This is a genomic window from Pseudoalteromonas sp. SD03 (assembly GCF_040937955.1).
GTDB lineage: Bacteria > Pseudomonadota > Gammaproteobacteria > Enterobacterales > Alteromonadaceae > Pseudoalteromonas > Pseudoalteromonas tetraodonis.
In genome coordinates this window covers 548,035-562,230 of sequence record NZ_CP162515.1, presented here as the reverse complement: position 1 = coordinate 562,230, position 14,196 = coordinate 548,035, and the positions used below count along the sequence as shown (strand labels likewise).

Sequence of the window (14,196 nt, the reverse complement as noted above, 5' to 3'; positions counted from 1 at the left end):
TGGGGAGTGTGAGCCTCGGGGCGGTCGGCACTCACTAACGCGACATTTATAAATAAAGGTGACGAGCATCGAGTGGCGGGGAATCGGGCTTTGAGCTTTTCGCGTCAGCAAGCTGCACGTCTACGTTGATAAAAAGCGCTAGGTTGTGTTTTCTGCTCGTCGCTCGCTGCTCGAAACCCGAAACCCGAAACCCGTTGTCTTCTCTTTGTGCAAATATGGTTTTAAGTGATTTATTCGCAAAGAGGTTATGAGGCGCTGCGCTGAAGAGGTAACGCAAAAGGGACTAGGCGCTTTAAGCTCGCTGCTCGAAGCTTATTTCGTATCTATTAAAATAATATTGCAATCATATTTAATACCGCTAAACTAATCGTTAGTATATTAATGACCGATTAGGTAGTCATTTATGAGATCTGAACAAGCATTAAAACTGGCGCGTCGATTGGGTGATTTAATTCGCCAGCATCGTACTTTACTTTATACCCAGAACACGTTCGCTAAGATGATTGGTGTATCTCGCTCCACGGTACAAAAGCTTGAGCAAGGGGAGGTAGTAAAAAGCGATATATTGTTTGAAGCCCTTGTTGTACTTCAATTGCAAGGCTCATTACTGGATGAAATTAACGAGCTTGCCGCAGATGTGGGCGGTTATAATGCAAGACAGCGTAAAAGCAATAAGACTCAGGTGATTAACGATGACTTCTGAAGCTTATGTATTTATTGACGGTTTAGAAGACAGCCCGGTAATTTGTGGCTTTTTTAAGTTAAATACACAAACAGGCCGAGGTGAGTTTAATTATGGTAAAAGTTACCTTGCGCGCTCTGATGCGTTTGCGCTCGATCCGCTGCATTTACCATTACAGCCTGGCATCGTTAGTTATTCTGCCAATAAAGGTGTGTTTGGGGTGTTAAGTGATGCGGGAGCTGATTCGTGGGGGCGTAAGCTTATACTGTCGCTGCATAATACCAAACCAAAAAATGAGCTAGAATTTTTACTCGCAGGGTCTGGGTATGGTGTTGGCGCCTTGGTATTTAGTTTGTCGCGCAGCGCATCAAAACATAAAGCGAATAAAAATACATTAGCCGATTTAGCTTTGTTAGATCAAGCAAAGGACGATTTGCTCGCCAATAAAACGATTTCACAGGAAGCAAAAAAAGCCTTTGAATTTGGTCAAAGTATGGGGGGAGCAAGACCTAAAACCTCTGTGAAAATTGACCAAAAACTTTATTTGGCAAAGTTTAATCGTCAAGACGATTTGTTTAATTTAGCTAGGGCTGAGCATGGCGCTATGTGTATGGCTAATGAATTGGGGATTCGCACTGCAAATACCCGTATTCATGAAACAGAAAATGGCGATGTTCTGTTAGTTGAACGTTTTGATGTAAGCGATGACTTACCAACTCATCACTTTTTAAGCGCCAATAGCTTATTACAAAAACCAAAAGTCGCGATAAACGACTTAGCAACATACTATAGCTACGGTGAATTGGCTGAATTTATTCGCCACCACACAGGTGAGTTCGCTGCTGATGCTACAGAGCTCTACAAGCGAATGGTATTTAACGTATTTATTGGTAATACCGATGATCACAGCCGAAATCATGCATTTTTATATCACTTTTCAGGGCAAACGTGGCGTATGAGCCCCGCTTATGATATTACCCCTATTAATAACTCAAAGCAGCATGGCATAGGGCTTGGTGATGATGGCCGATATGCTAGTATCGATAATTTACTGTCGCAAGCCAAACGCTTCGGCCTCAACAAGGCTCAAGCAACAAAAATAATTGCCGAGGTTGAGAGCTATACTCGCCAGTGGCCAGCGCACTTTAAACGTTTTGCTAATATCAGTGATATTGACATAAAACGCTTAGAAAGCGTAATACCCTCTATAAGTTAAAGGCTAATAAAGCAGTCATTAGTGGTTTAATGACTGATTAAGTGCTCATTTATTAATTGGCGCTTATATGAACCACAAAGCGGGAATGAGAAGGCAGCGGGCTTCGAGCTACGAGGCGCGGGTAAAATGCAAAAGCCTATAAATACGCGATATAAAATTGCTGCTACAGAATAATATTTGGCTTTTTTATTTCCTCTAAAAGCGCAGCGTCTCATAATCTCTTTGTGAATAAATTACTTAAAAATTATTTGAACACAGAGAAGGCAGCGGGCTTCGAGCGACGAGGCGCGGGTAAAATGCAAAAGCCTATAAATACGCGATATAAAATTGCTGCTACAGAATAATATTTGGCTTTTTTATTTCCTCTAAAAGCGCAGCGCCTCATAACCTCTTTGTGAATAAATCCTTAAAAATTATTTGAACACAGAGAAGACAACGGGCTTCGAGCGACGAGGCGCGGGTAAAATGCAAAAGCCTATAAATACGCGATATAAAATTGCTGCTACAGAATAATATTTGGCTTTTTTATTTCCTCTAAAAGCGCAGCGCCTCATAATCTCTGTGGTGCATAAATCACTTAAAAAATATATAACCACAGAGAAGCGAATGAGGGTAAATGAGAAGACAACGGGCTTCGTTCTTTTGCTAAAACCTAAAACCTAGCTCGTAGCCCGAAACCCGCGTTCCAAACATAAAACGCGAGGCATAAAGCCGCGCCTACAGGTTAGTCGGCCAGGGCGCTATTTGTGGGTTGATAAGCGCCATTATCTAACGCATCAAAGTAGGCTTGATAACGGCCGTTTTGTTTAAATTTAAGTAATTGCTGGTTAAATATTTCAAGCCGCTGTTCACTGCGTGGGTTATTTTTAGGGAACATCACAAAGCTTTTATTGATTAATAGTGGCCTTGGATGGTGCACAATGCCATTTTTTATTGTCGGTTTTTGCCCTGCTAATATGTGATAGCCTACGCTTTGTTCTTCGGCAAAGGCGTCGATTCTGCCCATAGCTAAGCGTTTAAAGTTTTGCTCTGTGGTACTTACTCGCGACATATCGAACAAGCCTTCATCGGCTGCTTTATCAAAGTCTTTGCCGTAACTGTAGGCAAGCCCACCACCGAGTAATAAGCCTTTTAAATCGTTTAGGTTTTGCCAATCAAAAGGGCGTTGTTTATGATAAAAAAATACAAAACGCTCGTTTAACACTGGCTCACTGTAAAAATAATCCTCAGTACGTTGTTGTTCAAACATCCATACGGCAGTGGCTGCGTATTTATCATTAATGGTGTCGTGGTAAGCACGCGGCCACGGTAAAAAGGTAAAGTTAACTTTAATGTTAGCTTGTGCAAATATATCGGTAATTAAATGCGCAACCACGCCTTTGTGAGGCAGCGATTCACTTAAAAAAGGCGGCCATTCGCCTGTACTTATATTTAAAGTAGCATGGTGATTAGGCGCTTTGCTTGAGGGTTGTATTGCTTCAATTGCGTGCGTGTAATGACTGGTAAAAGCCATCAGCAAAAAAGATGCGATATAAATACGGTATCTTAATTTAGCTGATAACATAACATGCATGTGTATAAGTCTCTCCTTCTATTAAATATACCCTTTTGGGATATAAAGCGGCTTTTAGCGTTGCTTAAAAAACAGGCTATTTTAAAGGCGTTAACTGAATGTAGGCTTAAGGGCTATACCGTCGCTTTACAGACTTATTTTAAGTATTTTTATGTTACCGCGTTATTCTTTTGTTTGCATGTTTTTTGCGCGTTCTTCTGCATCGATGAGTGCTTGTGATTTAGGCGCGCGTTTTTTTTCTTCTATTTTTGGTTTTTGTGGTGAATTTGGATCCCAGCTTTCATCAAGCGATAAATTAGCAAATGGATTGCTGCTTTGTGGTGAGTTATCGGGCTTACTTGGCTCTTGAGGGGCAACCTTTACTTGCTCAGGCATTACTTTTATTTTTTTAGTTGGTAGTGGCGCGTCGGGATCGAAAGTGCGTACTTCTGGCTCTTTAAAGTCGTGTTCAGTGGTTGAGCTTAATGATGAACGCTGCGTTTTTGCAGGATGGAAATCAGCTTGTGGCTGATGGGGTACAATGGGTTCAGGTGCAATAGGCTCAGGTGCAATGTGTGAAGACTTTATTGGCGCCTCTTTTTTAACCGGTATAACTTGTTCGCTAGGTTGATTTATAAAGTTACGCTGAATTTTGGTTTGTTTGGCTTCGGGGTCAAAATCTCTTACTTGTGGCTCGGCAAACTCTGTTGCATTTTTTATCCGCTCTAAGGTTGCTTTAGCAGCTGCTTCAAACTCTGCCGTGTTAGGCTCCGGCTTTATTTTCACTGTATTAACTCGACTAGAATCAGGCTCTTTACCCTTGCTTTCGACGGCTGGGTTTTGCAGATCAGAGCCAGTCACCATCGGCTCAGTAACAACACTGTGAGTTTGATCATTGTCGTGACTTAGGGGCATTTGCAATGGTATGCCAGTATCAGCCACTTGTTTATTTTGCTTAATATTGCGCAGGCGCATTAATACCACAACCGTAATTACCACAATTAACAATAGTGCCACACTTGGTAATACTAGCGAGATTATATTAGCCCCTTTGGGCATTGAAGAGGCAATAACGGCTGTTTGCTCGCTGGCATTTATAGTGATAGGTACGGCGGTTTGTGCAGGCTCAACGGTGGCTTTTTTTACCTCTGGTTGCGTATTTTCCTCAGTGTTTGATAATTCACTGGCCGGTATTTTGCTGGGCTGTGCATTTTTTTCAGAAGCGCCGCTTTGTTCAGCCGCTGCTGTTACATTGACTTGTGACTCATCAGGTGCTGTTGTGGTTGATGCTACTGGGGCATTGTTTTTAGCTTGCTCTATGGTTTGAGTGGCGCTTTGTTCGATTACATTATTTTGAGGTCCAGTTGCACTTTGCTCAGTTGCAGCGTCTGGAAACGTTGGCTGTAAAGTGGGTTCTGTTTGTTGTGGTTTTACAACCTCCGGGGTCGATTGTTCAATAACCGGCTGCGGTTTAGGCTTTGGTACTGGCAAAGTGCGTGCCGCTTGCGGATCACTGCAGTTTTTTTCAAAGTCTCGCGCAGCATTACGGTATTTACGGCTGGCTTTATTATTGCTGTGTTGCTGCATTTCTTGTTTTATAAGAATACACATAGCTTCGTTATAAGCGGCACTGCTGGCACTATAAAACAAAGCAAAACAAAAAAGTAAGCAACTCAGTAACGGTTTCATAAAACTCAAAAGTGGTTAAGCATCAATACCCTAATCTTAAGCGTAAAGTGAAAAATTATCTAGAAGCGCCTAGCGTTAATTAGGGTCTGTTGACCTTTGCGGATTACAATTTGTTAAAACTAGGGGCGGTTTAATCGCGGCGCGAGGTTTGTAACCTAGTGGACTAAGTAAAAACCGAGCAAAGCTTCCGCGTCCTGCTCACGCCCCTTACCTACATCCATGTAGGCAACAAAGAGTAAATCGCTCCTAGGCAGAACCCGAAGGGCAGCGCCTGTTTGGCATTGATGCTGCGTTATCGTCTATTTATGGGGAAAAACCACACCACATAGGCTCTGCCTTGCCTAAATACCAAACAGACTGCTGCAAATTTAACCTTGAAAGGTCAACAGACCCTAGTCAATTACCATTAAGCTTCGGTACTCGTCGTAAGCAAATTGGTCGGTCATACCGCTAATGTAGTCTTGAATTAACCGACAGCGATAATAAAATTCATAGGCGGCAAAATGATCGGGCTCTTCTTGCATCGCATTTATGGCATGCTGATAGCTACTTAAATGCTTTTTAGAGAGCTTTTTAACGAGTCTCGATTCTATTAATAAGCGGTTGTCGCCATGCAATGCACGTTTAAAGTCATCGCTACTCAAAAGCAGCAAAGGTTTATAACAATCGAGTAGGCCATTAATAATACGGTAGCCTTGCAGTTCGAGCTTTTCGACTTCTTTGTGCGAAAATACATGCTCAAGCGCGACTTGTTTGAGCGCTTGGGTTGCTGCATGCAGGTAGCTGCGATCTTCTAATAATGCATGGTTAAAGTCGCCATGATAAATTGGCTCTATATTTTCAATAAAGCGTTTTGCGGCATGGTTTACTAGCGGGTGCAGTAATGACACGCGTAAATAAATAAAAAACTCACTATTAAAATTAAAGGGCTGTGCTTGTGCCCGTTCTATGGCGTAGTTTATGGCGTCGTCCACAAAGCTTTGGTGTTGAGTGTCGTTAAGGGCTAAGTTAATTAGCGCTTTTTGATACTGCTTTTTTAGTTGCTCGCATAATAACTGTGTGGTGATAATGTCTTTTTCTACGGCGTCTTCTATGTCGGCAAGGCAATAAGAAATATCGTCAGCGGCTTCCATAATATAACTGGCAGGGTGACGGCAATAGGGCTCCATTTTCAGCTCAGTTTGCAGTGCTTCAACAAAGCTTTTTTCACTGTAGTAATACCCCACTTTTTTCATAATGTAGTTTTTATTTTGAGGAATATCTTGCTTCGCTAAACTAGCTGGACGGGTGTACTTTAAAATAGCGGCAGTTTGGCTATAGGTTAAATTTAGGCTCAGCAAAGAGTGAATAATGCGTATGCCTTGAGCGTTGCCTTCAAAGCTACAAATATCTTGGGCTAAATGTTTAAAAATAACGCCAATGCTGCTGTTTGTGGTTTGGCAACGCTCAGGCGTAATGCTGGCTAAATTAGCATTAAACCAATTATTAATAGCCGCTTCGCCAAAGTGACCAAACGGCGGGTTACCTATATCGTGCATTAGGCAGGCCATTTCTACTAGGGTTTCTAGTGGGCGCTCTAAACCCGATAAACCATATTCTTTTTGTTGCTGGTAATTTAAATTGGCAAAAATGCGCTGCACAATAAAGCGGCCAACTTGCTGAACTTCTAATGAGTGAGTTAGGCGCGAACGCACTGCCGCGTTGCGCTCCAGCGGAAATACTTGGGTTTTTTGTTGCAGCCGACGAATGGCTGCACTATTAATAATTCGGCCACGATCGCTCTCAAGCGCCATTTGTAAATTGGCAGTGGTGCGCTGCATACGTGCAGGGGTTACTTTGCTACTGAAGTTGATCATGGTAATCCTTTTTTATGTGAATTAAGCACTTATTAAACGCACGATTATTTATTTTTAATAGTTTGCTTTAATTTATCAGCATGTATCATAAAGTAACAACTTGCTTTAGTATTATTTTTTATAAAATTAACATACATCTAGGTATTTAAAATGAAGTTGTGGATCACTAAGGTAATGTGTTTTTGCCTTTTATTGGGTGTGAATAGTGCGTTTGCCGCTAAAGAGCAAACGGTTGTTATGATCTCTATTGATGGCTTGCGTTGGGATTACATTGAAAAGCACGGTGCGCCTAATTTAAAAGCAATGGGTGAGCAAGGCGTAAGAGCGCAAAAAATGCAGCCTGTTTATCCTACTAAAACGTTTCCAAATCATATTTCGGTGATCACCGGTTTACTGCCAGTTAACCATGGCATTGTAGATAATAAGTTTTGTGACAAAGCGCGCAATAATGAATGCTACAGCATGGGTAAAGGACAAAAAGACAGTACCTGGGTACGCGGCACGCCACTGTGGAATTTAGTTAAAATGCATGGGCTTAAATCGGCGGTATACTTTTGGCCTGAGTCGGATGCGCGCTTTAATGGTATGACGCCTGACTATTATTTTCACTACTCTAAACAAGGTGACTACCAAGACCGAATTGATCAAATCATTCAATGGTTAAGCTTACCTAAAGCACAGCGCCCACGTTTTGTGGCAAGTTATTTTTCGTTAGTGGATAGCATGGGGCATGAATATGGCCCTGATGCGGTGCAAACGCGTGATGCCGTTAAACAGCTAGATGCGCTGATGGGGCAATTAAAAACCCGCTTGAGTAAGTTAGAGCAAGAGGTAAATCTGGTGATTGTGTCTGATCATGGTATGGCACAAGTTGAGCCTGAGCAGAGCATTGTTGTGAGCAGCTTACCTAAAGATGATAACTTTATGGTTGTTAATACCGGTCCTCGATTACTCATTTATACTAAAAGCGATGCTAAAAATGCAGATGTTGAGGCTTATAAAGCCCGTTTACAACATGCAGCAAAAGGACGCTACACGGTACTAACAGAGGAGCAGCTTGCAGGATATCACTATAATAAAGGCACTCGTGTGGGCGATATTGTGGTACAAACGACAGCGCCTGCGGTATTTAGCAATAGTGCTAAAGTGCCTTACTTAGGAACGCATGGCTATGCCTATACCGATGATATGGCAGCGACATTTATTGCTACCGGGCCGGCGTTTAAAAAAGGGATGAGCATTGAGCGAGTGAATAATTTAGATATTTACCCTGTGCTTGCTAAGGTGATGGGTTTAAAGCTAATGAGTAAAGTGGATAGCGATGGTGAAACCTTACTCCCTGCCATACAACAGAAAATGATTAATCATTAAAAAGAGCGCCGAGGCGCTCCGCAAGGGAAACTTAATTGGTTAGCATGGGTAATTTACCCATGCTGATATTGTTATTTAAGCTGAATTTTGAGAATACATTTATTATTCAGAATTGAGCTTATTTAAAGTTAGCGATACTGGTTTTTGTGTCGGTAACGGTACGAATGGCGTACGACTGATTGGTCACCCCAAATGGGATACCGTTTACGCTCCAGTTAGGGTTTGAGAAATAGTCGTACTGCGTTGCACTGCCAAATACAAATGGGTAGGCCATAATACTGGCAAATTCATTTTGTACACCGTGCCCCATACCATCAACGTATACACCACCGGCTGTATCGCCTTGCTTACGTGAATGCGCTAAACCTTGGTTATGACCAAGCTCATGAACAAAGGTTGTGGCTCCACAATCGATTGCGGTGATTGAGTACATGCGGCTGCTCATTGAGCTGTATAAATTACCATTTGTGCCTTGGCCAACCCATGCTAAGCCACATGAAATTAAACCGTTACCTGCACTTTGGCCTGTACCGAGTACGGCAACCATGTCGGCTTTCCAATCATTGCGTAAACCATCTACGTAACTACTATTTGTGACGGCATTTAACCAATCTTCAGAAGGGGTTACTGCATAGTCACCTAAATTTTGAGTCCCAACTAAACGTAGCGTAATGTCAACGCCATTTTGGCTGTATACTTGGTTACTAAAAGCAATAAGCTGATTAATTTTGGTATTGATATTACTGGTAGCTGCTGCAGATTGATCGGTATATAAAATACCAATATCAATGGTTTCTGCTGACACTGTGCTGGCCGCACATAGCGCCGTTGCAATAGCGGCTGTTGAAATTACTTTTTTCATTGTTGTATTTCCTTACTTTTTACGATTGCAGTGTTTACTGCTAGGTCTTGTTGCCTGCGTTGACAGGTTTGTTTAAAAAGAGGGCGTGTTTTCAGCACGAGGTGAAAATGGGTCTATGTCATCCGCATTTTTTGGTGCAGGTTCACCAACCTGATGCTCTATATGTGTTTTATATAGGTCACGCTTAGCTGCAATCCAGCCATATTGACCTTTACTTTCAAAAACATAATTACCACTTGGGGCTGTAAATTGACCGTAAACCGCATCATTGCCAACGGTTAATATGGTGGTGTGCATTGCGCCATTGGCCCCAATAACCTGACCAACAATGCTTTTATCGCCGTTACTGGCATGGGTAACATTGGTTATTTCAGCGCTGTAGGTTTCTGCGGTTTGAGGTATTGCAAGGTCAAAATTATCACCCGTTTTGAGGGTTTTTAGCGCCGCTAGATCAAATTCTATGTAGGCTTCATTTTGTAAATCGGTTGGCAGTACTTTTGCCGCTTTAAGTATTTCTTTAGCCTTTGCTGAAGGTTTATTAATTGCGTCAAATGAGTTTGAAGGTACGTTTGATTCAATGTTAGCGGGTTTTGCTGCAATAGGGTCTTTACTCATATCAATGGGCGATGGGTTATGTGTTTTTTTTACAAACTCAGAATCAACAGGAACGATATCAATAGCAATGGGCGCTTCTACCTCATCGGTTTTTTTCTGATCATTAAGCAGCGTATACAAGGCAAATACAGACAAAGGAATAGCGATAGTTAAAACAATGTAACGTTTCATCTGTTTCTCTTTTAGGTTAAATGGTGAACTAATTGTTAAGTTTTATCTTAAAAAAAGAATTAGATCAAATTTAAATTGTAACCATAAAGTGGTAATTGCTTTTTTTATAACTTATTGTAAGTATTTGCTTTACCTTTTTTAGGTATACCTTTTTGGTTTAATAGGATGGCTTTTTTGTAGTAATGGCGCACTCTGTGGCATGTTTTTGGGTACGTGTGTGTTTTTTAAATCACACCGATTTTGACAAGCAAAACTGACCAATAAAATTTTTTAGTAACGTGATCATTTTTCATTATTCAAAGGGCTAATTGCAAAGTATAAATAGGCAAAGTATGTTGTATCGTTAAACACCTATTAAAAGAGGGAATTATGGCAGGGACTGATCAGTTACTTAGTCGAATTATGGCAGGACTTGTTGCGGTCATTATTGGTTTTTCAAGTTCTATTGCATTGATTTATCAAGTGGTGATCACCTTAGGTGGTACACCTGAACTTGTGGCAAGCTGGATATTAATGCTGGGGCTAGTAATGGGCGGTACGTCTATTGTGCTGTCGTTTTATTATAAGGTGCCCATTTTAATTGCATGGTCGACTACCGGTGCAGCATTACTGATCTCAAGTGCCCAGGGCTACAGCTTACATGAAGCGATAGGCGCATTTATGCTATCAGCCTTATTGGTATTGGTATCTGGCATTACCGGTTGGTTTGAAAAAATCATGAACCGTATTCCCAGTGAACTGGCCTGTGCTATGTTAGCGGGGGTATTAGTCACATTTGGTATTGATGTGTTTAACTTTATGAACGACTTGCCATTGGTGATTGGTTTAATGGTGGTGGTGTACTTTATTGGCAAGCGCTTTTTTGCTCGTTTTGCAATGCTAAGTGTATTGTTAGCGGGTATATTTTTAACCTGGTATATGGGAAATATCGATACCAGCACCGTGCAGTGGCAGGCAAGCAGCTTTGCTTATATTGCACCAAGCTTTAGTTTGCAGGCATTTATAAGTATTAGTATTCCTTTGTATATAGTAACTATGACTTCACAAAACTTACCTGGGTTTGCAATTTTAAAAGCGCATAACTATAAAGCGCCAATATCATCGTCATTAACTGTGACCGGGTTAATAAATTTAGTAACCGCGCCATTTGGCACTTATTCAATTAATTTAGCGGCCATTACGGCTGCTATTTGTATGAGCGAAGAGGCCGATAAAAACCCTGATAAGCGCTATTGGGCGAGCATTGCTGGTGGGATGTTTTACATTATTATGGCGCTGTGTGCTGCAATGCTAGTGGCGATTGTAGCAAGCCTGCCGCAAGCACTGGTATTGGCGTTAGCGGGTATTGCACTGTTTGGCACCATCGCTAATAGTTTGCAGCAGTCTTTGCACAGTCCTGAATATACAGAGGCGGCCATTATTACCTTTTTAGTTACGGCTTCTGATTTAACATTATGGTCAGTCGGCTCTGCATGCTGGGGGATAATAGCAGGAGCACTCACGTTAATGGTGACACGTAAGAGCTAAGAGCAGATTTTAGGTGTTAGGTGCGGGGATCGGGTGTCGAGCAACGGGTTTGGTACTGTGCGCGCGAGGTAAACTCACGCCTACAGTCGATCACCGCACTTGGCTAATCTCTTGCTGATCGCTGACAGCTAAAACCTAACCGCTGCTGTCCCCGTTTTATAGCATTGGTTTTAACACATCAAACATGGCGTCTATGTGATCGTCACGGTCGTTAAGCGCTGCTATATAACGGTATTTTTCGCCGCCGGCTTCTTCAAAAATCTCTCGGTTTTCACCTTCTAATTCTTCAAGTGTTTCTAGGCAGTCGGCGCTAAAGGCTGGGCTGATAATAGCCACATCTTTAATTCCTTCGCCAGGTAAGCTCTCAAGAGTTGCATCTGTGTAAGGTTTTAACCATTCAGCTTTACCAAAACGGCTTTGGAAAGTGGTGATCACTTTGTCTTTATCTAGGCCTAGCTTTTCTACCACTAAACGGGTGGTTTGTTGGCATAGGCAGTGATAGGGGTCGCCATTATCTAAAAACTGTTTAGGCATACCATGATATGAAAACACCATTTTTTGTGGCATGCCGTGTTTTTCTAAATCTTCGCTAATGCTGTTAGCAAGCGACTCTAGGTAGGTTGGGTTTTTGTGATACCCATTTACAAAGTGTAGCTCTGGCACCCAGCGCCATTTTTTTAATACATTTGCCACGGCATCAAATGTTGAGCCTGTGGTTGGACTTGAATATTGTGGGTAAAGTGGTAACACAATAATGCGGGTTAAGCCTTTATCTCTGAGCTCTTCAAGGCCCGCTTCGATTGATGGGTTACCATAGCGCATCGCCATAACCACTTCGGTGTTGGTATAGCCGTGCTGTTTTAATAAGGCATTTAATTTAATGCTTTGTTGGCGTGTAATGTGGGTCAGTGGTGAGCCATTTTCAGTCCATATGCTTTTATACAATTTAGCTGAGCGCTTTGGGCGTATACGCAAAATGATGCCATGCAGAATAAGCATCCACACAATACGCGGTATTTCTACGATACGAGGGTCTGACAAAAACTCACGTAAGTAAATACGCAATGCACTTGCTGTTGGGGCATCGGGGCTACCTAAGTTGGTCAGAAGTATTCCCGTTTTTTGGTTAAAACGCCCGTCGTGGGGATTGTCGGTAACGGCAGAAAATCGCGACACGTTGTGCTCCTTCAAGCAATGGATTTAGAGGTATCTATTTAGGCTTAGTATAACGAATAAAAGAGTATTTTAGATCAATCATTTAGCCATTTTAACCATAATTCTAAATGGGGTCGGCTTTTTAGCTTCGAGTTGTTGTAGCTTAACAATCGATTTCGTATTGAAAATATGTCCTTTAGGCAAAAGCATAATACCTGTATGGCTGTGCAGTGAGTTTGCCAATATCATATTTTCTTCGAGTTCTTGTGCGCTCATCACCTTTATTGAACCAATAGAGCTGTCAGAGGCAATGAGTTTAGCGTGGCTGGCTTCAAGTGCATCGACAATACGCGGGTGGTATAAGCTGCCACTGTTTGATTTAATACTATTGAGCGCAAATTGATGGCGTTGTTTTGTTGTAAGTAACGGCTCACTTTGCTCGTAACCCTCCCAATAGTCACGAGCAACACTGAGCACCATAGCTCCAATGGGAATATCGTTTTTAGCAAGTCCTTTGGGAATACCTTTGCCATTGTAGCGTTCGAATTGGTGGTAAATTGCATCAGACACATCGCTTAAATGAGTCGCAGGCATGAGCATTAATTGTGAAATACTTGGGTGGGTGTAAAACGTTTTTCTTTGAACTTCATTAAGCTCGTTAATGGGTTTGTTGTAAAGCTCAGGGTCCATAGCAAGTAAACCAATTTGAGCCAAATACCCCGCAATAGGCGCAAGTTCAATGCTTTTTTGCGATACGTTAAGGTAACGCGCTATTTGAGTACATGTACCGGCTATATTTTCTGCTCTTTTACCATCGAGATAAGGATTCGCATTGATAAAATTATAAAGCAGTTCAACAGTAGATTGGTGCTCTCGTTTTTCACTTTCATTAGCGACTTCAAGTTTTTTTAATACGCTTCTTATTTGTTTTGTCCGCTTTTCGACGAGTTGCTCTAGGTTAGTATTCAGCTCTTTTAATTGTTCATTTTGCTGATTTACATGGCGCTGTAAAATCTCATTTTGCTTTTTGAGTCTAAACTTTTCGACGCCTGATTGGATAACGCTAATTAAGTGATCGTTTTGCCAAGGCTTTTGCACGTAGGCGTGAATGCCTCCTTCATTAACAGCACTAATTGTTGACTCTAAATCAGAAAAACCAGTTAACAAAATACGCTGGCTATCGGGGGCAACTTTTCTTGCTTTAGCTAAAAACTCAGCACCGCTCATTAGTGGCATACGCATGTCACTGATGACGACATCAAACTGTTTTTTTTGCATTTTTTCAAGTGCATCATGGCCACTGGTTGAAACACTCACATCAAATTTATATTGGCGTAAAAGTCGTACTAAAGATTTGAGTACATTGGCCTCATCATCTAGGCATAAAATGCTCGGCGGCTGTTCATTTAATTGCTCTAATACATCAATGTCCGTCATTTTTTTACCAATAAGATAGTGAGTTGTATGGCTAAATTTAGTCTAAGCTTTGGTTGTAAACAA

At 41.7% G+C, this 14,196-nt stretch carries 11 protein-coding genes; 4 read left to right on the top strand and 7 right to left on the bottom strand.

Annotated features, from left to right (window positions below):
- Positions 1-403: 403 nt before the first annotated feature.
- Both ABZP26_RS18870 and ABZP26_RS18865 read left to right on the top strand, forming a co-directional pair.
- Entirely contained in the window at positions 404-703 is a 300-nt protein-coding gene (locus ABZP26_RS18870; protein WP_288369161.1) for a helix-turn-helix transcriptional regulator, read from the top strand.
- Positions 693-1,898, top strand: coding sequence for a type II toxin-antitoxin system HipA family toxin (locus tag ABZP26_RS18865; RefSeq protein WP_215522147.1), 1,206 nt, complete (start codon positions 693-695; stop codon positions 1,896-1,898). The genes ABZP26_RS18870 and ABZP26_RS18865 overlap by 11 nt, the downstream gene beginning before the upstream one ends.
- Positions 1,899-2,622: 724 nt before the next feature.
- Here ABZP26_RS18865 and ABZP26_RS18860 read toward each other — a convergent pair.
- The 3 genes from ABZP26_RS18860 to dgt all read right to left on the bottom strand — a co-directional run bounded on the left by ABZP26_RS18860 (position 2,623) and on the right by dgt (position 6,995).
- Complete coding sequence (locus tag ABZP26_RS18860) at positions 2,623-3,471, bottom strand: ABC transporter substrate-binding protein (RefSeq protein WP_036955375.1); 849 nt, start codon at positions 3,469-3,471, stop codon at positions 2,623-2,625.
- A 162-nt stretch (positions 3,472-3,633) separates the two neighbouring features.
- Positions 3,634-5,139: a hypothetical protein gene (locus tag ABZP26_RS18855; RefSeq protein WP_368485670.1), complete on the bottom strand. Its 1,506-nt coding sequence runs from the start codon at positions 5,137-5,139 to the stop codon at positions 3,634-3,636.
- 392 nt (positions 5,140-5,531) lie between these two features.
- A complete protein-coding gene (gene dgt, locus ABZP26_RS18850) occupies positions 5,532-6,995 on the bottom strand; it encodes a dGTPase (RefSeq protein ID WP_016899096.1) in 1,464 nt (487 codons plus the stop codon).
- A 150-nt stretch (positions 6,996-7,145) separates the two neighbouring features.
- Here dgt and ABZP26_RS18845 point away from each other — a divergent pair, with 150 nt between their 5' ends.
- Positions 7,146-8,366, top strand: coding sequence for an alkaline phosphatase family protein (locus ABZP26_RS18845; RefSeq protein WP_368485669.1), 1,221 nt, complete (start codon positions 7,146-7,148; stop codon positions 8,364-8,366).
- Positions 8,367-8,484: 118 nt separating this feature from the next.
- On the opposite strand, the gene ABZP26_RS18840 is transcribed toward ABZP26_RS18845, so the two are convergent.
- Together ABZP26_RS18840 and ABZP26_RS18835 are read right to left on the bottom strand one after the other, a co-directional pair.
- The gene (locus tag ABZP26_RS18840) at positions 8,485-9,228 is read right to left on the bottom strand and encodes a zinc-dependent metalloprotease family protein (RefSeq protein WP_024602595.1); all 744 of its coding nucleotides are present in this window, start codon (positions 9,226-9,228) and stop codon (positions 8,485-8,487) included.
- Positions 9,229-9,300: 72 nt separating this feature from the next.
- Entirely contained in the window at positions 9,301-10,014 is a 714-nt protein-coding gene (locus tag ABZP26_RS18835) for a hypothetical protein (RefSeq protein WP_090493538.1), read from the bottom strand.
- 369 nt (positions 10,015-10,383) lie between these two features.
- Here ABZP26_RS18835 and ABZP26_RS18830 point away from each other — a divergent pair, with 369 nt between their 5' ends.
- Positions 10,384-11,541, top strand: a complete 1,158-nt coding sequence (locus ABZP26_RS18830; RefSeq protein ID WP_368485668.1) for a benzoate/H(+) symporter BenE family transporter — start codon at positions 10,384-10,386, stop codon at positions 11,539-11,541.
- Between the two features lie 156 nt (positions 11,542-11,697).
- Here the strand turns inward: ABZP26_RS18830 and hemH are convergent, their stop codons facing one another.
- Complete coding sequence (gene hemH, locus ABZP26_RS18825) at positions 11,698-12,717, bottom strand: ferrochelatase (RefSeq protein WP_064663630.1); 1,020 nt, start codon at positions 12,715-12,717, stop codon at positions 11,698-11,700.
- A gap of 78 nt (positions 12,718-12,795) precedes the next feature.
- Positions 12,796-14,133 carry an HD domain-containing phosphohydrolase gene (locus tag ABZP26_RS18820; RefSeq protein ID WP_273001541.1) on the bottom strand — a complete coding sequence of 446 codons (1,338 nt, stop codon included), beginning with the start codon at positions 14,131-14,133 and terminating at the stop codon, positions 12,796-12,798.
- Positions 14,134-14,196: the final 63 nt, after the last annotated feature.

Bases quoted from the DNA above. Each gene is read 5' to 3' on its own strand.
- ABZP26_RS18870 (WP_288369161.1), top strand. From the start codon at position 404: ATGAGATCTGAACAAGCATTAAAACTGGCGCGTCGATTGGGTGATTTA.
- ABZP26_RS18865 (WP_215522147.1), top strand. From the start codon at position 693: ATGACTTCTGAAGCTTATGTATTTATTGACGGTTTAGAAGACAGCCCG.
- ABZP26_RS18860 (WP_036955375.1), bottom strand. From the start codon at position 3,471: ATGCATGTTATGTTATCAGCTAAATTAAGATACCGTATTTATATCGCA.
- ABZP26_RS18855 (WP_368485670.1), bottom strand. From the start codon at position 5,139: ATGAAACCGTTACTGAGTTGCTTACTTTTTTGTTTTGCTTTGTTTTAT.
- dgt (WP_016899096.1), bottom strand. From the start codon at position 6,995: ATGATCAACTTCAGTAGCAAAGTAACCCCTGCACGTATGCAGCGCACC.
- ABZP26_RS18845 (WP_368485669.1), top strand. From the start codon at position 7,146: ATGAAGTTGTGGATCACTAAGGTAATGTGTTTTTGCCTTTTATTGGGT.
- ABZP26_RS18840 (WP_024602595.1), bottom strand. From the start codon at position 9,228: ATGAAAAAAGTAATTTCAACAGCCGCTATTGCAACGGCGCTATGTGCG.
- ABZP26_RS18835 (WP_090493538.1), bottom strand. From the start codon at position 10,014: ATGAAACGTTACATTGTTTTAACTATCGCTATTCCTTTGTCTGTATTT.
- ABZP26_RS18830 (WP_368485668.1), top strand. From the start codon at position 10,384: ATGGCAGGGACTGATCAGTTACTTAGTCGAATTATGGCAGGACTTGTT.
- ABZP26_RS18820 (WP_273001541.1), bottom strand. From the start codon at position 14,133: ATGACGGACATTGATGTATTAGAGCAATTAAATGAACAGCCGCCGAGC.